Here is an 18,682-nt window from a genome sequence, read left to right as displayed (position 1 = left end):
CATGGCTACCTATGTCAACCCCGGCTCGGCCCAGGCCGGGGCCCACGGCACCATCTACCGCGAGGTGTCGCCGGAGCAGCAGGCGGTCGAGCAGCAGCTCGTCGACAACGTCCTGGCCTCCTTCGACGCGTGCCAGGATCCGCGGCTGCAGGAACTCATGACCTCCCTGGTCAAGCACCTGCACTCCTTCATCCGCGAGGTCCGGCTGACCGAGGAGGAGTGGGGGACGGCGATCGACTTCCTCACCAAGGCCGGCCACATCACCGACGAGGTCCGGCAGGAGTTCATCCTGCTCTCCGACACCCTCGGCGCGAGCATGCAGACCATCAACGTCAACAACCAGGCCTACAAGGGCGCGACCGAGGCCACCGTCTTCGGGCCGTTCTTCGTCGAGGACTCCCCCGCCATCGAACTCGGCGACGACCTGGCCTTCGGCGCCCCCGGCGAGCCCTGCTGGGTCGAGGGCACCGTCACCGACACCGACGGCACCCCGCTCGCCGGCGCGCTCATCGAGGTCTGGGAGGCCGACGAGGACGGGCTGTACGACGTGCAGTACGAGGCCGGCAAACGCGCCGGCCGGGCCCACCTCTTCTCCGCGGCCGACGGCAGCTACCGCTTCTGGGGCCTCACCCCGACGCCGTACCCCATCCCCGACGACGGACCCGTCGGCAAGATGCTGGAAGCGGTCGGCCGCTCACCGCTGCGCGCCAGCCACCTGCACTTCATGGTGTCCCACGAAGGGGCCCGCACGCTGGTGACGCACATCTTCCCCGAGGGCGACCCGATCGGCCGCAAGGACACCGTCTTCGGCGTGAAGGACTCACTGATCAAGCGGTTCGAGCAGCAGCCCGCCGGTACGCCGACGCCCGACGGCCGCGTCGTCGACGGCACGTGGAGCCGGGTGCGCTTCGACATCGTGCTCGCCCCCAAGGGCGTATGACCTGCCTACCGACGCTTCGCGTCGCCCGGGGCCAGCAGGCCGGCCACCACCAGGCCGGCCAGGGCCTCCGCCCTGGCGAGACGGTCCGTCCGTGACAGGTGCTCGGGGCGGCCCAGGCGCCGGGCGAAAGGCTCCTGCACCAGTCCTGCCACGGGAGCGATGATGGCGAAGAACAGGACGTCCATCGGGACCCGTGCCATGCTCCCGGATGCCATCAGCCTCTCGATACTGGGCACGACGAGGGCCAGCGTCGGCTCGATGTAACGCTGGTAGAGATAGTCCAACCGCTCCGTGTCCCGTGCGAGTTCATCTGCCAGCAGCAAGGCCAGGTACGGTTCGCCGATGTTGACGCGGTAGAACTCCGTGACGAACTGCCGCACCACGTCCCCGTCATCGCTCCCGCGTGGGGCCGGCGCCATACGTGTCAGCTGCTCCCCGAGCGCGGCGTCCACCACCGCACGCCAGAAGGCCGCCTTGGACCCATAGCGGTCGTTGATGAAGGTGTGGCTGACCTCGAGACGGCGCGCGAGCTCCCGCGCCGACGCCCGGTCGTATCCCAGCTCCGAGAACGCTTCCAGGCCCCGCAGCAGGACGTCCCGCTCCGCGGGCACCGCTGCGGAATCCCCGCTGGGTCGCCCCGGGCGTCGAGTGGTACTCGACCTGCCTCCCACGTGTCCTCCTCAGCCGGCTGTACGGGGCCGTACCCGCCGGTCGGATCAGCGTAGCCGCCCGGATCTGCGTGCCTGAGCATTGTCCGAGGTCGGCACCTCACCGGGAGTCGTTGCAGCGGTCCCTGCCCGATCACCGGTTGACACCTGCCCGGCACCAGATAAACTGACACCTGTCGGATAATACTTCGGACCGTCCGTACGGCGCACCTACGGGCAGCCGCACACGCCATCGGGCGGACGCTCCCGACCACCCCTCTCTCCATGCAACAAGCCCCCCTCCACGCACAACCGTAACCACCGATAGTACGAAACCGTTTCGTACACACATCCTCTGTGCATCCGTGCAGAACCTCCGCGCAAGGAGTCCCCATGCGTAAGACCACCGTCGGCGCGGCCGCCATCGCGTCCGCGCTCATCGCCTCACTCACCCTCGCCTCGGGAGGACCGGCCACGGCGACGACCGCCGCCGACTCGACCGCAGCGCACCGCACCGCCTCCGCGAAGGGACTGACCCAGACCGGACTCCCGGTCCTCGTCGACCCCGTCGCAGGCCTCACCTATGACCCCGGCCAGGCCAACCAGTCCTGGTACGTGACCGCGCACGTGACCGCCGGGGGCCACCGGTACGGGTTCCTGGCCCACTACCTGAACTCGGGCTTCGGCAAGCAAGGAGGCGCCGTCTCCCGGGTGTCGATCGTCAACGAGGACACCGGCTGGTACACGAAGTCGGAGATCGCTCTGCCTCCCGCGACGGGCCTGTCCGACAAGCAGGGCGTGGACATCCACACCGACAACATCACCTGGACGGGCGACAGCAAGGAGATGAAGCTGCGCGCGAAGGTCCCCGAGGGGACCATCGACGTCACGTTCCGCCCCCGCGGAAGCACCCTCTACAACATGGGAACGGGGTACTTCCCCATGTTCGGCGACGCGCAGTACTCGAACTACGAGTACGCCCTGCCCACCGTGGACACCTCCGGGACCCTGACCCTGGGCGGCCGCGCCGAGAAGGTCCGCGGGCAGTCCTGGGTGGACCGCCAGTGGGGACCCCTCCCCGACATCAGCACGGGCCGCGCCTCCTGGTCCTGGATGAACCTCAACCTGTCCAACGGCGACAAGATCAGCGTCTGGAACCAGAAGTACGACGGCAAGAAGACCGACTTCGCGACCATCCTGAAGCCCGACGGCACCCAGACCGTTGCCGAGGCGACCCTTGCACCCGACGAGTCCACCCTCTGGACCAGCCCGACCACCGGCAAGAGCTACCCCACGCGCTGGAAGGTCACCATCCCGGGCGAGCAAGCCAAGCTGAACGTCACCGTCTACGCCAAGAACCAGGAACTGACGGTCCCCGGACCCGGCTACGAAGGCAGCGCCGCCGTCACCGGCACCTACGACCACCGCCCGGTCACCGGCAACACCTACATCGAACTCACCAACGGCCAGTAGCGGTCCACGGGCAACGACGGCGAACGCTGCGGACGACCGGTCGTCCGCAGCGTTCGTCCGGCCTTCGACAGGAAGGCGGGCCGCGTCGAGTCAGGCCGGCAGCAACTCCGCGAAGTCCCGCAGAGGTCGCGACCCGTCCGAGTCGACTGATGCCCGCCTGCCCGGCATTGAGGAACGCGGCATCGACGTGGTCGACTTGTGCGGCGACCTCCGTGACGGCGGCCTTGATGCCGGCCGGCGAGGAGAGGTCTGCTGCCACGGCGATCGTGCCCTTGCCGATCAGACCGCTCGCGATCTTCAGTTGGTCGGGGTCGCGCGCGATGATGACCACTCTTGCGCCCTCGCGCGCGAACGCCTGTGCGGCTGCCAGTCCCAGTTGCCGCCGGTGACGGGGCATGTCTTCCCGAGGAAACGCTGACGCCGGTCCTCGACGGTCCGATCGTGGGTTCCGACGTCAGTCGTGTCGTTCATGGTTCTCCTTCGTGGGGGGGCAGGAGTGGCGGTTCATGCGTCGATCTCGATGCCGCCGAACGGAGCTCCGCCGTTCAGGACGCGCTCCTCAGGCGGAATGGGCGCGAGGCTCACGCGCACGTCGATGCAGGTCGGTCGGCGGGCCGCGAGGGCGGCCTCGATCGCCGGGCGGAGCTGGTCGATCTCCGTGACGTCGACACCGTCCGCACCCAGAGCTCGTGCCACGCCGCTGTAGGAGCCGTTCTGCAGGCGGTTGTTGGTGACGCGGTCCTGTCCGAAGAAGAACTGCTGGGTGTGCAGGGTGGCGCCCCAGGCCTGGTTGTTGAGGACGATCACGATGACCGGGAGTCCCGCGCGGACGAGGGTGTCGAACTCGGCGAGGCTGTAGCCGACGGCGCCGTCGCCGGTGACGAGGATGGTCGCCTTGTCGGGGGTCGCGTACTGCGCTCCGACGGCCACGCCGAAGTTGCTTCCCATCGAGCTGAGGTAGCCGTGCCCGAGGTAGTGGGCCAGCGGGGCGAGGGCGATCGTCTCGGAGAGCCACAGCTCGGTCAGGGCGCCGTCGACGACCACGGTGGCGTTCTCGGGGACGCTCTCGGCGATCGTGCGGACCGCGAGGTAGGGGTGGATCGCGTCGTCCCCGTGCTCCTCGGTCTCGGCGGCGAGCGCGGATCGTCGGGTGGCCGAGATGTCCCGCAGGGTCTTCAGCCAGTCGTCCCGCCCGGGGGGCACGGGGTTGTCGCCCAGGCGCTCGTTCAGCACGCCGACCGAGCCGACCGCGTCGGCCTGGATGCCGAGTTCGACCTCCTGCAGACGGCCGAGTTCACGGCCGTCGGGGTCGATCTGGAAGATCCGCGCGCTCTTCGGGAGCAGTCTGCCCGTGCCGAACTGGGTGGCCATTCCGAAGCGCAGCCCCAGCAGCAGGACCAGATCGGGCCGCTCGTCCTCGGGGACGGTGGCCAGGCTCTGGAGGAGACCGACGTGCCGCTCGGAGCCGACGATCGCCCCGAGACCCTCCCAGTCGGAGAAGAGGGGCACTCCGGTGCGGGCGGCGAACTCGTGCAACCGGGCCCGTGCGTCGGCGGTGACGAAGGACTTGCCGACCAGCGCGATCGGCCGCTCGGCTGCGCTGAGCGCCTCGACGATCCGATCGACGCCGTCGGCGGAGGCGATGCCGCTGCCGTCGATCTCGACGCGGTAGTCCTCGGCCTCTTCGACGTCGGTCTGCTGGCGCAGGACGTCCCAGGGAAGGTCGAGGAGCACCGGCCCCTTGGGCTCCGACTGAGCGATCCGGATCGCCTGCGCGACCAGGCGGGGGATCAGCTCGGTACGGGTGACGCGGTGCGCGAACTTGGTCACCGGGGTTGCCATCGCCACCTGGTCGAACCCGGCCTGCTGGTCGTTGACCTGGTCCGTCTCAAGAGGCCCGGAGCCCACGATGTAGAGGACCGGGGTTCGGTCCAGATGGGCGTTGGCGACAGAGGTCAGGACGTTGGTGAAGCCGCCGCCGGCCGTGACGACGGCCACTCCCAGGTTGCCGGTGACGCGCGCATAGCCCTCGGCCGCGTGGCCGGCGTTCATCTCGTGGCGCACGTCGACGATCCGGAGCTTGGCGTCCAGGGCGTCCTGGAGGATGCCGTCGATATGTGCTCCGGGCAGGCCGAAGGCGACGTTGACTCCGGCTCGCTGCAGCGTTCGCACGACGAGCCCACTACCGGTTGCGGGTGCCATTGGGTGATCCGCCCTTCGGGACGTACTCAGGGATTCGACAGTGGTCATGGGGAACAGGGCCATGTCACGGGCCGTCCGTACCGGAGTCTCGGGTGTGGCCCGGGGGACGACAATGGCCGTGTTCGTTGGATGGTCAACGCCTTGTTCGGCAGGGGAAGGTCGAGACCCGTCGACCGGGCCCGCCGGGCGGGAGCGTCGGGGCTGATTCACACCGAGGCCGAGACGGCGATCTCGGGGTCGTACTCGTAGATCCAGCCGTTGGCCCTGAGGGGGTCCGCCTGCGAGTACGCCAGGTCGCGCGCCTGCTGCTCAGGGCCGTCCGGGAGGTGGTTGATGTGGGACCGTCCGTGCGACACCTCCTGCAAGCGCGCTGTGCGGCGTCGCCGGAGTTCTTCGTAGCGTCCCAGCGCCGCCAACGGGCTGTCCGGGTCCTCCGCGAGACAGAGGGCCAGGACCGCGCCGTCCTCGATCGCCTGGGCAGCGCCCTGGGCGAAGAACGGGAACATCGGGTGGGCCGCGTCACCCAGCAGGGTCGCGTTGCCGCGGTTCCAGTGGTCGAGGGGCTCGCGGTCGAGCAACGCCCAGCGTCCCGGCGTGTCGGCCGACCTGATCAGCTCCACCAGACGCGGATCCCAGCCGTCGAACTCGTCGAGCAGTTCCCGGACCGTCGCGGTGGCCGTCCACGACTCGACACTGTTGGCACCCGCCGGTGCGAAGGCGACGAGGTTGACATAGTCCCCGCCGGAGACCGGGTAGTGCACGAGGTGGTGGTCGGGGCCGATCCAGAGGGTCTGGGCGCGCCGCCTGGCGAATTCGGGTGCCTTGCGCGCCGGTACGAGGGCCCGGAAGGCGCAGATGCCCGACTCCCTGGTCCGAGTCGGCCCGACGATCGCGCTTCGCACGCGTGAGTGGACTCCGTCGGCACCGATGAGGATGTCCGGGCGAACTGTGTCGCCGTCCTCGAACCGCAGCACCGCCTGGTCGCCTTCGAACTCGACCGAGACGCAGCGCCTGCCGAGGTGGAGCGAGTCCTCGGGGACGGCCGACCTCAAGGCATTCAGCAGATCGGCACGGTGGGCGGTGTAGGTGTGCTCGCCGTACAGGCGTTTGCACCCGTCCTGGAGGTTCTCCGCGGAGAGGACGGTGCCGTCCTCCCAGCGCCGGAACTCCCAGCCGATCTCCATCTGCACCGCGCGCTCGATGAACCGGTCCAGCACGCCGAGACGCCGGATCAGGCGGGCGGCGTTGGGGGCGATCACCAGACCGGCACCGACCTCGGTGAGGGCTGCGGCCTGCTCGTAGACGTCACTGTGGAAGCCCTTGTCGCGGAGGAAGGCCGCGGCAGCGAGGCCTCCGATGCCGCCACCGAGGATCGCGATCCTGGGGCCTGCTTCCCTAGTCATCATGCTCTTTCACTCCCGTTGACCTCTGGCGAGGTGGTGACTGGCTGCCTGCAAGCGTCCGGCAACATGCGCACTGAAAGAACACCTTCATCCATCCAACGAACATAGAAGGTAGAGTCACCTGCGCCGCACCGGATGAAGGAGAGGCCCATGCCTCGCGCGAACGAGCCAGGACGCACTGTCAGCTCCCGACTCTGGGATCTGCTGTTCGCCTTCGACCCCAACAACACCGAGCTGACCCTCGCCGACCTGGTCCGGCGCACCGGCATGCCGCACGCCACCGCCAGACGTCTGACGCTGGAACTCGTGGAGGCGGGCGCGCTGGAGCGCACCAGCGACAACCGCTTCGCGATCGGCCTGCCGCTGTGGCGCCTCGGGACGCTCGCACCACGCGCCGAGACGCTGCGCAGCGCCGCGCAGCCGTTCGTGGAGGACCTGTACACGGCTCTTCGCCAGCATGTGCAGCTGGCCGTCCTCCAGGGCGACCAGGCCGTGATCATCGAGCGCTTGTCGGCCGTCAACGCCGTCGGTCTGACCTCACAGGTCGGCGGCCAGCTGCCCCTGCACTGCTCGGGCGTCGGCAAGGTACTGCTGAGCCACAGCAGTCCGGCGTTCATCGATGAGGTGTTGGCCGGAAGACTGCGACGCTTCACGCCCAGAACGATCGTGGACCCGGCCGAACTCCGTGGCCAGCTGGCGTCCTGTCGCTCGACCGGAACGGTGGTCGTCAAGGAAGAGCTGAGCGAAGGGGCCGAGTCGGTCGCGACGCGCATCGTCGACGGCCGCGGCAAAGTCGTCGCGGCCCTCTCCGTCGTGGTGGCCGCGGGCTCGATCAAACTGCAGGCGGCCGTTCCCTCGCTGGTCGCGAGCGGACTGGGGTTGTCCAGGAGTCTCGGCTGGAGGCCGGGCATCCCCATTCGCACCTCGTGACCTCTCGCGGGGCGAGGAAACCGGCACGTCATGCGCGTCATGCCGACGGTCGCCGCCGGGAGAGCTGCATGTGGCCGAGGCGCCAGCCCTCGTCGGTCGAGAGCCACACCCGGGTGGCCACGGCCTGAACCAGGAAGGGCGGCAGGTCGGGCAGGCGCCGGATGCGCATCTTCTGGAAGCACGTCGCGATGGCCCGTCCGCCCCGCACCCGGCAGGTCACCCCGCTGGTCTCCGCCTCGACGGTGGGTCCCATGGACGCGTTGCAGCCGAGGAAGCGCTCCCGTTCATGGACGTTCCCGACCGGGCCGTGGACGATCACGCAGTCGGGAAGCATGAGTTCACGCTGTTCCTCGTCTCCCTTCGTGATCGCGACGAGCCACTCGGCCTCCGCCTCGGCGACCGTGGCCGGTGTCCGGACGTCGTTCCTGCTCGTCCCCGGGTGTGTCGTGGTCATGGTGCGCCTCCTGTCCGAGTGTGTCGGTTGATCGTTCTCTTGTACGCCACAACCCGCCGCGACTACCGCTTTCGGGGAGTCGCGGCGAGCGCTCCGGTTGTCCCGGCGCCGGCGTGCTCGTCGGGCGGTCAGCCGTCGAGGGTGTGCGGGTCGTCGTCGAGGTGCACCTGGTCCACGCCACCGTGCCCGCCCACGAGGGTGAGCGCCGCCGCCACCAGAGCGGCCACGCCACCGAGGACGAACGCCAGGGAGTAGCTGCTGCTGAGGGCGTGGAAAGCGACGTCCTTGAGCGGGTTGAAGGGGATGACGTGACCGTCCGGCGAAGTGATGCTGCCCGGCACCGAGTTGGCGCCGAGCGGCCCCGAGCCCACGGCGTGCACCGCCGCCTCCAACTGCGGCTTCTGATCCGCGGGAGCATGGGCCGGAGCGGCCTGGAAAGCCGCGTAGGCCTTGCTCAGGGTCGGATTGTCCGCCAGGTTGCGGGAGATCTCCTTGGCGGCCTGGCTCAGTGCGACAGCCCCCATGATCGCGGGGCCGAGCGCGAACCCGAGGTCCCGGAACGTGCTCGTGGCACCGCTTGCCATGCCGGCGAGGTGGTTGGGCAACGTGTTGACCGCGACCGCGCTGATGGCGGCGAAGGCCAATGCCGAGCCGACGCCGGCGAGGATCAGCGGCCCGAAGATGGAGGACAGTGCCCGGTTGCTGGTCGGAATGGCGGCGAACCACAGCCCACTGGCGCCGATGAGGGTCAGGCCACTGAAGAGGACCCATCGGGGGTTGTACCGCTCGAGCAGCTTGGAGGTGAGGGGCAGCTGCACGAGGCCGATGCCTCCGAAGAAGAGGTAGGCGACGGAGGCCTTCAGCGGGCTGATTCCCTGGATGATGGTGAGGCGGATACTGGTCGAGTACATGATGGCGAGGAAGCCGAACATCCCGATCACGGTGACCACCGAGTTCACGGCGAACGCCCGGTTCTTGAACACGCTCAGGAGAAGGAGGGGCGCGTCCGCGCGGTTCTCCACGAAGACGAACAGCCCGAGGAGCACGGCTGCGGCGAGGAACGCGATGACGATCTGCGGGCTCGCCCAGCCGCTCTCGGAGCCCTGGATCACGGCGTAGAGCAGAGCGAACAGGCCGAGTGCGGAGGTGATCTGCCCAGGCCAGTCGAGGGACCGGCCCTCGGGCGAGGAGGAGTTGCGGGCGACGGCCAGCGACAGGAGCGCGCTCACCGCGGCGATGACGAGGACACCGACGTAGGCCCAGCGCCAGTTCGCGTTCCCGGCCCAGCCGCTGTGGATCTTGGTGGAGAGGCCTGCCAGCAGCGGTCCGAGGAAGCCGCCGATCGACAGCGCGGCGGCCCAGATCGCCACGCCACGCGCGCGGGTGGCGGTGGTGTGCGTGCCGGCCGCCACCATGGCGAGGCTCGTCGGGAAGATGGCCGCGGCCCCGATGCCGCTGAGAAGCTGAGCGAGGATCAACAACGACACCCGGGTGTCGGTCGAGTATCCCGAACCAGGCACCAGGACCGCGAGGGTCGAGCCGACCGCGATGAGCGCGGCGCCCCCCACGAGCAGACGCTTACGCCCGAACAGGTCACCGAACACACCGAAGCCCAGCTCCAGCGCGGCCACGGGAAGCATGAAGGCGTCGGTGATCCAGGTCAGTTGGGCCGAGGACGGCGCGAGATCCTGCTGGATCAGCCCGTTGATGAGCGAGGGGACGGCAAGGGCCATCTGCGCGAGGCACACGGCGAGAACCACCGCGGCCAGGGTGCCCGAGGTCAGGGTGTATCTGCCACCCTCTCCCTCTACCGCCTTGGGTGAATCGATCTGAACCATGGACGACTCCTTGGCGTGAAGCGCTGCTGTGGGACCGGCGTCCGCTGCCGGACCCTGCTGTGGGTGCTTTTGTCGCGGTCATCCCGGCAACACCGCTGCCGTGCCGCCCCTGAGCCTTGCGGAGTGCCTCCGCGCCGCCCTTCCACCGGACCTGATTCAGGACGCTCGGCGCGGTGGCCGACCCGCCGAGCAGCGTCAAGGTAGGAACGACCCCCGTCACGCTCAACGCTCATGTTCATTAGACGAACAAGCCGCCGCTGATCCGCGGTCTCCCAGCGCACCATCCGTGCAGGACGGCCTTGGCGTGGCCGCCCGGAAGGAGTGGTGACTCATGACTGGGAGGCTGACGGGCAGGACTGCCGTCGTGACCGGGGGCAGTACGGGCATCGGGCAGGAGATCGCCCGCAGGCTCGCGGCGGAGGGCGCGGACATCGCGGTAGCGGACATCGATCCGGCCGACGAGACGCGGAACCTCGTCACGCAGACCGGTCAGCGGTTCTTCAGCGACGAGGTCGACGTCTCGGACGAGGACGCGGTACAGGGGTTCGCCGCCCGGGTCCGACGTGAACTCGGCGCCGCCGACATCCTGGTGAACAACGCAGCCGTCGTTCTGCCGGCCGATATCGATCACGTGACCTTCGACGAGTGGCGTCGCACCTTCGCCGTCAACGTGGACGGCCCCTTCCTGGCCTCCAGGGCGTTCCTGCCCGATCTGAAGGAGTCCGGGGCGGGACGGATCATCAACATCACGTCGTCGAGCTACTGGACTCCGCCGCCTCCCTTCGTCTCCTACGTCTCCGCCAAGGGCGCGCTGAACGGACTCACCTCTGTCCTGGCCGCCAACCTCGCCGCTCACCACATCACCGTCAACGGCGTCGCGGCGAGCCTGGTCCGCACGGCCACGGCCGCGCAGAACACAAGCGAGTTCTTCTTCGAGCAGACCGTGCGGATGCAGAACATCAAGCGTGTGCAGATGCCGGCCGACGTCTCGGGCGTCGTGGCGTTTCTCGCCTCTGACGACGCCGCGTTCATCACGGGGCAGATCGTCGTCGCGGACGGCGGAAGCACGCGCCGCTGAGGGGTCTCTTCGGAGGGAACCGCTGGATCCGCACGGGAGAGCGACGAGATCACTCGATCGTGAGTTCTTCCACGGTCGCATCCTGCGTGACGCGATGCTCGGACGGGCGGTGTGTGCCCAGGGTCGCCTGGCCGTACGACGGACGAGGGAGACGGCGTGACGCGAGAAGCGGGACCGCCCGGAGGCATGAACAGCGACAGCCAAGCACTCCTGCTGGCTGCCGGACTGGCCGATCTGGCGGTGAGCACAGTGGGTTCGGCCCTGGGGACGGTGCGGGGGCTGTTGCGCCGGTCGGACGCCACCGAGCTGGCCGGGGAGGCGGAGCGCGAACTCGTGGCGCGTGGGCGTCTGGTGCTGGACCGGTATGCGGGCGTGCCCCCGGCCCACTTGGAGATCCTCGCCCAGCGTGCCCTGGCCCGGAAGGCCGCCGGTGGCGTATGAGCGGTGGGAGCCGACCCTGTTCAAGGCCCGCGTGGACGAGGTGCTGCGGCGGTTCGTCGCGCGGGAGGCCGATGAGTTCGCGGCGGTCGATCCGATGCTCGGTGCCGTGGCCGAGAGACTGGAGGCGGCGGTCGCGCACGGCAAGCGGCTGCGGGCGGCGTTCTGCTACTGGGGGTGGCGGGCGGTGGGGCAGCCGGACAGCGACGCGCTGGTGCGGGCGGCTGCCTCGATGGAGCTGGTGCATGCCGCCGCGGTCGTGCACGACGACCTCATCGACGACAGCCCGCTGCGGCACGGCCGGCCCACGACCCACGTCGCCCTGCGCGGGGCCGTAGGGAATCGTCCCGACGCCGATGCCGCCGGGCGGTCGTTGGCGATGCTCGTGGGAGACCTGCTGATGGCGCTGGCCGGGCAGTTGTTCGCCGCCAGTGGTCTGCCCGCCGCGTATCTCGTCCGGGCCCGCCCGTTGTGGGCGGTGATGGCCCGTGAGCTGATCGCGGGCGAGTGTCTGGAGATCCTGCGTACCGGTGCCGGTCCGGACACCGAGGCGTCACTGAAGGTGATCCGGTACAAGACCGCCAAGTACACCGTCGAACAGCCCCTGTTGATCGGTGGTGCGCTGGCCGGCGCGGGCGTGCGGCTGCGCGAGGGCTACTCCGCGTACGGGCTGCCGCTGGGAGAGGCGTTCCAGCTGCGGGACGACCTGCTCGGGCTGTTCGGAGATCCCGAGCTCACCGGCAAGGCCAATGCCGACGATGTGCGCGGCCGACGGCCCACCGCGCTGCTGGCGGAGACATGGCGTCTCGCCGACGACGCGGAGCGGGAGTTGCTGCACACGCTGCTGGGCCGGGACGACCCGGACGGGACCGGGCTGGACACGGTGCGCGAGGTGATGCGCCGGCTGAGGGCACCCGACCGCATCGAGGGCATGATCGAGGCACGGGTCGAGGAGGCTCTCTGCGCCCTCCACGCACTGGATCTCCCTGCGCACGCCGCCGGCGGACTGACCGCGCTGGCCCATTCCGCGGCGGTACGCCTGTCCTGACCGCTCGCATCCAGCGAGAGCCCTGCCCTCCCGGCAGCCGCCGCTCCCGCCTGTCGTGGACGCTCCAAAGGAAGACGAGGAACCTGCCATGCCCTACACCGACGCATCGCTGGACGCCCTGCGGCGAACCGGGGACGAACTCGCCGATGCCACCGTCGCCGAGCTGTTCGCACGCGGGGAGGTGGGCACGTTCAACACCCTGATGCGATACGTCTCCACCGCCGGCGCTCCCCTGCCGGACGGTCTGCCGGACGTCGCGCGTGAGTACCTCGAAGCCACCCGCACTCCGCCGTCCTGGGTGGACTGGTCGGAGATGGAGAAGGCCCGGCTGTTCTTCATCGACAACAACGTGCACATCTCCACCGCGCTGTCCTTCGCCTCGATGCCCGCCTGCTACGTCGTCCCGCACGTGGCAAAGCTGCTGTCGGCCAGTCACGGCCTGAAGTACCCGTCCAAACGGATGGCGGAGACCGGGCAGTTCACCGTCCATCTGATGCAGCCCGACGCGTTCGAGGCCGGCAGCCGCTTCATCCCGGCCGCCCAGAAGGTACGCCTCCTGCACGCCTCCATCCGCCACCACCTCACCCGCGAGAACAGCTGGGACACCGCGGCCCTCGGGACGCCCATCTGCCAGGAGGACATGATCGGCGGGCAGATGTTCTTCTCCCTGCTCGTCCTGGACAGTCTGCACCGCCTCGGCATCCACATGTCGACCGAGGGCGCGGAAGCGTACTACTACGCGTGGCGCGTCGTCGGCGCCATGCTGGGCGTCGACCAGGACGCCGTACCGCGAACCCTGGACGAGGCCCGTCGGTTCCTCGACCTGTACATGGTCCGGCACATGGGCCCCTCCGAGGAAGGCGCCCACCTGACCGAACAGCTGATCGCCCTCTACGAGGAGGTGGTGCCCGGCACCTTCTTCGACCCCGTCGTCTCCGCGCTCATGCGTCACCTCATCGGCGACACCTGCGCCGACTGGCTCCACGTGCCGCGCACCTCGTGGGACACCGTCGTCAAAGCCGTGCCCCACCTCCTCGGCGTCCTGGAGACGATCGAGGACCGCTCCCCGCTCGGCGCCTGGGCCCTGGACCGCCTCGGCCACCTCACCACGGTCCTCGAACTGTCCTCCCTCACCCGTGGACGCGTCATGCACTATGCGATCCCCGAGACGCTCAAGAAGGACTACGGCATCGCCGGCGCGGTGCCCCGCACCCGCCGGTGGGCCCCACCGGCCAGCACTGTCTGACGCCCCGCCCCGCCAGTTCAGTATTTTGACATAGGTTTCTTTTCATAGGTAACTTGATGTCGTGACCGGAACCAGTGAGGCTCCTCCGAGCCAGGGCGTCGACCAGGTGGCCGCAGGCCTCGTGGCGTGCCTGCCCGCGCTGAACCGGTACGTCAAACAGAGCATCGACCGGCGACTGCCGTATCCCAGGCTCCCCGAGCGGCAGTTGGCCCTGCTCCAGTACGTCGCCGAGCACGACGGCGCGACCGTCCACAAGGCTGCCGGCGCGCTGCGGATGATGCCGAACAACGTCAGCGCCCTGGTCACCCGCCTCACCGAGGCGGGCCTGCTGGAACGGCACCAGGACGACACCGACAAGCGCGTCGCGCACCTGCGTGTCACCGCCAAGGCGCGTCAACGCATCCGCCAGGCCGAGGACGTCGCGGCGCGACAGCTCGCGGCCGCGCTGCGGACTCTCACGGACGGCGACCGCGACGCCCTCGGCTCGGCGCTCGGCGCCCTCGAGGCTCTCACCCGGCGCCTGCGCGACCACTCCGCCGCCTGACCGTTCGGTCCGGGCGCCATACGCCTGCTGCCCTTGCCGCTGCTGCGGCAGGGCCGGGTGTGACGGCCCCTGCGCAGCCCTCCTCACAGCTCGCCCCCACATGTCCACGCGCCCCAGCCGCGCGCCTCACGTCCCGAGGACACAGCTCACACATGTCTGTCACCGCTGTTTCCACAGCGCCCAGTCCCGTATCCCACCACCACCCGCGTGGTCTTCGCGCCAATCCCTGGCTGACGCTGATCGCCGTCGGGCTCGGCCTGTTCATGGTCGGTCTCGACGGCTCAGTCGTCTCGATCGCCAACGCCGAGATCGCCCGCGACCTCAACGCCACCACCGCCGAACTGCAGTGGGTCACCAACTCCTATCTGCTCGCCCTCGCCGCCGCCCTCATCCTCGGCGGCAAGCTCGGCGACCGCTTCGGGCGCCGCACGGTCTACCTCGTCGGCGTCGTCGGATTCACCCTCGCGTCCGTCGCGATAGGCCTCGCCGGCTCCGTCGAAGGTGTCATCGCCTTCCGGGCCCTGCAGGGCCTCTTCGGCGCGATGCTCATGCCCAACACCCTGGCGTTGCTGCGTGCGGTGTTCCCGCCGAAGAAGTTCGGCATGGCGGTCGGCATCTGGGCCATGATCTCGTCCGTCGCCACCGCGCTCGGCCCGATCGTCGGCGGACTGCTCGTCCAGCATGTCAACTGGGAGTCCGTCTTCTACATCAACGCCCCCATCGGCGTGATCGCCCTGGTCTTCGGTCTCGTCGTGCTGCCGCAGTCCAGGAACGAGGCGGCGGCGAGCGAGAAGTTCGACGTGCCCGGCGTGGTGCTGCTCGCGCTCGGACTGATCGCCGTCGTCTTCGGCGTCGTCAAGGGCGAGACGTGGGGCTGGACTTCGGCCGGCACACTCGGCGCGATCGTCGGCGGTATCGTCGTCCTGGTCCTCTTCGGCTGGTACGAGACGCGCGTCGCGCATCCTCTCCTGCCGATGCGGCTGTTCCGCAACCCGGCCCTGACCATCGGTGTGTTCGTCACCGCGCTGAACTTCTTCGTCCTGCTCGGCGCGATCTTCTTCGTGATGCTGTACCTGCAGAACGTGCACGGCTTCACGCCCGTCGAGTCCGGTGTGCGCACCCTGCCGCTCAGCCTCGCCTCCATGGTGGCCTCGCCGCTCGGCGCGAAGCTCACCGAGAAGTTCGGCCCACGCCTGACCATGCCGCTCGGGATGGTGCTCCAGGCCGGCGCCGCCTTCACGATGCTCGCGTGGAGCGCCGACTCCTCGTACGCCGCCATGTGGCCGCCGTTCGTCGCGCTCGGTCTCGGCGTCGGCATCGTGATGGCCGCGTCCTCCGACGCGATCGTCGGCAACGCCCCCGTCAAGGACGGCGGTATCGCGGGTGGCCTGCAGGCCACTTCGCTCCAGGTCGGCGGCGCGCTCGGCACCTCGGTGCTCGTCTCCCTCATCAGCAGCCGCGTCGGCTCCACGCTCACGGACTCACTGACCGAGGCCGGCGTGCCCCACTCGGCGGCCGCTCGCTTCGAGGAGGCGAAGGACGCGGTCGCGATGGGTGTCGCCCCGGTCTCCGACGCGATGCCCGCCCAGCTCCGGGCGGCCGTGGTGGAGGGCAGCCACACCGCCTTCATGAACGGCGTCCACACCGCCGTCCTGGTCACCGGCATCCTCGCCCTCGTGGGAGCCGCCTTGGCTGCGTTCGGCCTCCGCGGCCGGGAGGACGGGACCCAGGAGAACGCCGAGCACACCGAGCACGACGCGAAGGTGCCGAGCCCGGCCGCCGTCCGATCCTCCATCGGCGTCGCGGTCAGCGGGCGCGTCATCGGCGCCGAGTCGGCACCCGTGCCGCGGGCGGTCATCACCCTGATCTCGCTGGGCGGGCGGCAGGTGGGCCGCATGGTGGCCCATTCGGACGGTGCGTACGCGGTGGACGCGCCGGGCGCGGGAAGCTACGTGCTCATCGCCTCCGCCGAGGGCTACCAGCCGCAGGCGTCCACGGTCGTGGTCGGCGGCGAGCCGGTCTCCTACGACATCCGGCTCTCCGGCACCAGCGGCCTGTTCGGCACGGTCAGGTCGGCCGACCTCGGGAAGCCGGTCGCCGGCGCCATGGTGGTCGCGGCCGACGTGCGCGGCGATGTGCTCGCCGCCGGGCTCTCCGACACTGACGGCACCTTCGGCTTCGGCGTCCTGGTGCCCGGCCAGTTGACCCTCGCGGTGACCGCGGCCGGCTACCGGCCGATCGCGCTGCCCGTCGAGATCGCCGCGCAGGGCGTCACCAGGACCGAGCTCGAACTCTCCCCCGGCCTGCATGTACGGGGCATGGTCCAAGCCGCGGGCCGGCCGCTGAACGACGCGCGGGTCACGCTCATCGACACGGCCGGCAACGTGGTGGCCACCGCGACCACCGGCGAGGACGGTGGCTACGCCTTCACCGATCTGGACGGTGGCGAGTACACGGTCACGGCGGGCGGCTACCCGCCGAAGGCCACCCAGGTGACCGTGTACGGCTCGGGCGTGGAAAGCCACGACATCGAGCTCTCCCACCCGGGCGACTGACACCCGCCGGGCCGGACACGCCCTTCGGTCCGGACGTGTACGGCCCGGCGGCAAGCTCGCAAGTGCAGTGGCAGGGGTGGCTTGTACCTGGACGCCGCCGATCACGTCGCCCCTGCTGCTCTCAGTCCTCGGCGACCCGAATGATCGTCCGGCCGGGGACACGCTGTCGCGAGGTGAAGGCGGCGGGCGCGTCGGCAAGCGACCGCACCTCACCGACGCGCACCCGCAGCCGGCCGTCCCGCAGACGCCGGGCGAGGTCGGCGAGGCGTACGCGGTCGGGTTCCACGACGAAGAACACGGTCTGCCCGTCGTCGGGGCGCACGGTGGGCTGATGGGCGATGCTGACGAGCGTGCCGCCGGGGCGTACGAGGGCAGCCGAGCGGTCGAGGATGTCGCCGCCGATCACGTCGAACACGACATCGACCTGGCCACACCGCATGGCCCCCGGCCCGGACGGTCCCGACCGTCGACCGCGGACCTCCGCCGCCCCTGGGAGAAGCCGGCCGAGCCCGGCCAGCTCACCCACGCCCGGGTCCGCCAACACTCCCTCGTGTAACGCTCAGGTTACGAAACCACCCTGCGCCCTTCCCCGCCTCACGATCCCGGTCTACGTTCCAGCGAAAACCAACCACATGGTAACTGTTGGCGTCAGGAAGGCACTCCACGATGACCGAACTCGCTCCCGGATTCCTCTGGGGCGCATCCACCGCACCGCACCAGATCGAAGGCAACAACCTCAACAGCGACTTCTGGGCGAACGAGGGACGCATCCCGGGCATGGAGCGCAGCGGCGACGCCTGCGACAGCTACCACCTGTACCGCGAGGACATGCGGCTGCTGGCCGACGCGGGGCTCAACGCCTATCGCTTCGGCATCGAGTGGGCACGGATCGAGCCGATCCCCGGCATGTTCTCGCGGGCCGAACTCGCCCACTACCGGCGCATGATCGAGACGGCGTTCGAGCTCGGCCTGACGCCGGTCGTGACCCTGCACCACTTCACCAGCCCGCTCTGGTTCGCCCAGGAGGGCGGCTGGCTCGGCGAGCGCGCGGTCGACCGGTTCCGGACGTACGTCGAGACGGTCGCGCAGATCCTCGAAGGCGTCGAGTGGATCGTCACCATGAACGAGCCGAACATGCTGGCCATCATGGCCGGCATGGCGCGGGCCCTGCAGAGTCCGCAGGCCGACGGAGAGTGGCAGAGCCCCACCCTCGACAACGAGGGCCCACGTCCGCCGCTGCCGGCCCCCGACCCGGTCATCGGCGCGGCGCTCGTCGAGGCGCACCAGGCCGCTCGGGAGGTGGTGCGCGAGCGCACCGGCGCCAAGGTCGGCTGGACGGTCGCCAATCGCGCCTTCGTGGCCCGTCCGGGGGCGGAGGAGAAGAAGCGGGAGCTGGAGCACGTCTGGGAGGACCTCTACCTGGAGGGGTCACGCGGAGACGACTTCGTGGGTGTGCAGTCGTACTCCAGCCAGTGGGTCGGCCCGGAGGGCATCGAGCCCTATCCGCCGCACCCGGACAACACGCTCGTGGGAACCGCCTACCGGCCCGACGCGCTGAGCATCGCGGTACGGCACACCGCCGAGGTCACCGGTGGCCTGCCGATCCTGATCACCGAGAACGGCATCGCCACCGGCGACGACACCCGCCGTATCGCCTACACGGGCGAGGCCCTGGAGCACCTCGGCAAGGCGATCGCCGACGGGGTGGACGTACGCGGCTATCTGCACTGGAGCCTGCTCGACAACTACGAGTGGGGCCACTGGGCGCCGACGTTCGGCCTGGTCGCGGTCGACCGCGAGACGTTCGAGCGCCGCCCCAAGCCCTCGCTGGCCTGGCTGGGCGAGACCGCCCGCCGCGGCCGGATCTGACCGCACCGGCACTCGGA

The 18,682-nt window shown here is 69.7% G+C and carries 16 protein-coding genes and 1 pseudogene; 10 read left to right on the top strand and 7 right to left on the bottom strand.

What is annotated here, in order from left to right; genetic code table 11:
- The first annotated feature begins 1 nt into the window (after nt 1).
- Nucleotides 2-940, top strand: coding sequence for a dioxygenase family protein (locus AQJ46_RS44185; protein WP_208617090.1), 939 nt, complete (start codon nt 2-4; stop codon nt 938-940).
- A gap of 5 nt (nt 941-945) precedes the next feature.
- Here the strand turns inward: AQJ46_RS44185 and AQJ46_RS44180 are convergent, their stop codons facing one another.
- Nucleotides 946-1,551, bottom strand: a complete 606-nt coding sequence (locus AQJ46_RS44180; RefSeq protein WP_059211007.1) for a TetR/AcrR family transcriptional regulator — start codon at nt 1,549-1,551, stop codon at nt 946-948.
- A 429-nt stretch (nt 1,552-1,980) separates the two neighbouring features.
- Here AQJ46_RS44180 and AQJ46_RS44175 point away from each other — a divergent pair, with 429 nt between their 5' ends.
- Nucleotides 1,981-3,060 carry a lipocalin family protein gene (locus tag AQJ46_RS44175; RefSeq protein ID WP_059211006.1) on the top strand — a complete coding sequence of 360 codons (1,080 nt, stop codon included), beginning with the start codon at nt 1,981-1,983 and terminating at the stop codon, nt 3,058-3,060.
- Here AQJ46_RS44175 and AQJ46_RS57855 read toward each other — a convergent pair.
- The 3 genes from AQJ46_RS57855 to AQJ46_RS44165 form a co-directional block, all read right to left on the bottom strand.
- Nucleotides 3,044-3,391, bottom strand: a complete 348-nt coding sequence (locus tag AQJ46_RS57855; protein ID WP_263972908.1) for an SDR family oxidoreductase — start codon at nt 3,389-3,391, stop codon at nt 3,044-3,046. The genes AQJ46_RS44175 and AQJ46_RS57855 overlap by 17 nt on opposite strands.
- A 173-nt stretch (nt 3,392-3,564) precedes the next feature.
- Entirely contained in the window at nt 3,565-5,262 is a 1,698-nt protein-coding gene (locus AQJ46_RS44170) for a thiamine pyrophosphate-binding protein (RefSeq protein ID WP_079072719.1), read from the bottom strand.
- 206 nt (nt 5,263-5,468) lie between these two features.
- A complete protein-coding gene (locus AQJ46_RS44165) occupies nt 5,469-6,668 on the bottom strand; it encodes an FAD-dependent monooxygenase (RefSeq protein WP_059211004.1) in 1,200 nt (399 codons plus the stop codon).
- Nucleotides 6,669-6,815: 147 nt separating this feature from the next.
- Here AQJ46_RS44165 and AQJ46_RS44160 point away from each other — a divergent pair, with 147 nt between their 5' ends.
- A complete protein-coding gene (locus AQJ46_RS44160) occupies nt 6,816-7,595 on the top strand; it encodes an IclR family transcriptional regulator (protein WP_059211003.1) in 780 nt (259 codons plus the stop codon).
- A 37-nt stretch (nt 7,596-7,632) separates the two neighbouring features.
- Here AQJ46_RS44160 and AQJ46_RS44155 read toward each other — a convergent pair whose 3' ends face one another.
- On the bottom strand, nt 7,633-8,049 hold the full coding sequence (locus tag AQJ46_RS44155; protein ID WP_059211002.1) for a nuclear transport factor 2 family protein: 417 nt from the start codon (nt 8,047-8,049) through the stop codon (nt 7,633-7,635).
- 128 nt (nt 8,050-8,177) lie between these two features.
- Nucleotides 8,178-9,887, bottom strand: coding sequence for an MFS transporter (locus AQJ46_RS44150; protein WP_063803928.1), 1,710 nt, complete (start codon nt 9,885-9,887; stop codon nt 8,178-8,180).
- Nucleotides 9,888-10,218: 331 nt separating this feature from the next.
- On the opposite strand from AQJ46_RS44150, the gene AQJ46_RS44145 reads away from it, so the two are divergent.
- The 6 genes from AQJ46_RS44145 to AQJ46_RS59530 all read left to right on the top strand — a co-directional run bounded on the left by AQJ46_RS44145 (nt 10,219) and on the right by AQJ46_RS59530 (nt 16,796).
- Nucleotides 10,219-10,965: an SDR family NAD(P)-dependent oxidoreductase gene (locus tag AQJ46_RS44145; protein WP_059211001.1), complete on the top strand. Its 747-nt coding sequence runs from the start codon at nt 10,219-10,221 to the stop codon at nt 10,963-10,965.
- Between the two features lie 156 nt (nt 10,966-11,121).
- On the top strand, nt 11,122-11,406 hold the full coding sequence (locus AQJ46_RS44140) for a hypothetical protein (RefSeq protein ID WP_059211000.1): 285 nt from the start codon (nt 11,122-11,124) through the stop codon (nt 11,404-11,406).
- Nucleotides 11,396-12,451: a polyprenyl synthetase family protein gene (locus AQJ46_RS44135; protein ID WP_059210999.1), complete on the top strand. Its 1,056-nt coding sequence runs from the start codon at nt 11,396-11,398 to the stop codon at nt 12,449-12,451. The genes AQJ46_RS44140 and AQJ46_RS44135 overlap by 11 nt, the downstream gene beginning before the upstream one ends.
- Nucleotides 12,452-12,539: 88 nt before the next feature.
- Nucleotides 12,540-13,697, top strand: coding sequence for an oxygenase MpaB family protein (locus AQJ46_RS44130; protein WP_059210998.1), 1,158 nt, complete (start codon nt 12,540-12,542; stop codon nt 13,695-13,697).
- A 61-nt stretch (nt 13,698-13,758) separates the two neighbouring features.
- Nucleotides 13,759-14,241: a MarR family winged helix-turn-helix transcriptional regulator gene (locus tag AQJ46_RS44125; protein WP_059210997.1), complete on the top strand. Its 483-nt coding sequence runs from the start codon at nt 13,759-13,761 to the stop codon at nt 14,239-14,241.
- A gap of 152 nt (nt 14,242-14,393) precedes the next feature.
- Complete coding sequence (locus AQJ46_RS59530) at nt 14,394-16,796, top strand: MFS transporter (RefSeq protein ID WP_455770096.1); 2,403 nt, start codon at nt 14,394-14,396, stop codon at nt 16,794-16,796.
- Between the two features lie 121 nt (nt 16,797-16,917).
- On the opposite strand, the pseudogene AQJ46_RS44115 reads toward AQJ46_RS59530, so the two are convergent.
- A pseudogene (locus tag AQJ46_RS44115) lies at nt 16,918-17,226 on the bottom strand (zinc-binding dehydrogenase); the annotation flags it as partial.
- A 236-nt stretch (nt 17,227-17,462) separates the two neighbouring features.
- Between AQJ46_RS44115 and AQJ46_RS44110 the strand changes: the two are divergent.
- The gene (locus tag AQJ46_RS44110; protein ID WP_059210995.1) at nt 17,463-18,665 is read left to right on the top strand and encodes a glycoside hydrolase family 1 protein; all 1,203 of its coding nucleotides are present in this window, start codon (nt 17,463-17,465) and stop codon (nt 18,663-18,665) included.
- Nucleotides 18,666-18,682: the final 17 nt, after the last annotated feature.

Source organism: Streptomyces canus (genome assembly GCF_001514145.1).
Taxonomy (GTDB): Bacteria; Actinomycetota; Actinomycetes; order Streptomycetales; family Streptomycetaceae; genus Streptomyces; species Streptomyces canus.
The sequence above is the reverse complement of the archived record's forward strand: the minus strand, read 5'-3'. Positions and strand labels throughout refer to the sequence as shown.

Bases quoted from the DNA above. Each gene is read 5' to 3' on its own strand.
- AQJ46_RS44185 (WP_208617090.1), top strand. From the start codon at position 2: ATGGCTACCTATGTCAACCCCGGCTCGGCCCAGGCCGGGGCCCACGGC.
- AQJ46_RS44175 (WP_059211006.1), top strand. From the start codon at position 1,981: ATGCGTAAGACCACCGTCGGCGCGGCCGCCATCGCGTCCGCGCTCATC.
- AQJ46_RS44170 (WP_079072719.1), bottom strand. From the start codon at position 5,262: ATGGCACCCGCAACCGGTAGTGGGCTCGTCGTGCGAACGCTGCAGCGA.
- AQJ46_RS44165 (WP_059211004.1), bottom strand. From the start codon at position 6,668: ATGATGACTAGGGAAGCAGGCCCCAGGATCGCGATCCTCGGTGGCGGC.
- AQJ46_RS44160 (WP_059211003.1), top strand. From the start codon at position 6,816: ATGCCTCGCGCGAACGAGCCAGGACGCACTGTCAGCTCCCGACTCTGG.
- AQJ46_RS44155 (WP_059211002.1), bottom strand. From the start codon at position 8,049: ATGACCACGACACACCCGGGGACGAGCAGGAACGACGTCCGGACACCG.
- AQJ46_RS44150 (WP_063803928.1), bottom strand. From the start codon at position 9,887: ATGGTTCAGATCGATTCACCCAAGGCGGTAGAGGGAGAGGGTGGCAGA.
- AQJ46_RS44145 (WP_059211001.1), top strand. From the start codon at position 10,219: ATGACTGGGAGGCTGACGGGCAGGACTGCCGTCGTGACCGGGGGCAGT.
- AQJ46_RS44130 (WP_059210998.1), top strand. From the start codon at position 12,540: ATGCCCTACACCGACGCATCGCTGGACGCCCTGCGGCGAACCGGGGAC.
- AQJ46_RS59530 (WP_455770096.1), top strand. From the start codon at position 14,394: ATGTCTGTCACCGCTGTTTCCACAGCGCCCAGTCCCGTATCCCACCAC.
- AQJ46_RS44110 (WP_059210995.1), top strand. From the start codon at position 17,463: ATGACCGAACTCGCTCCCGGATTCCTCTGGGGCGCATCCACCGCACCG.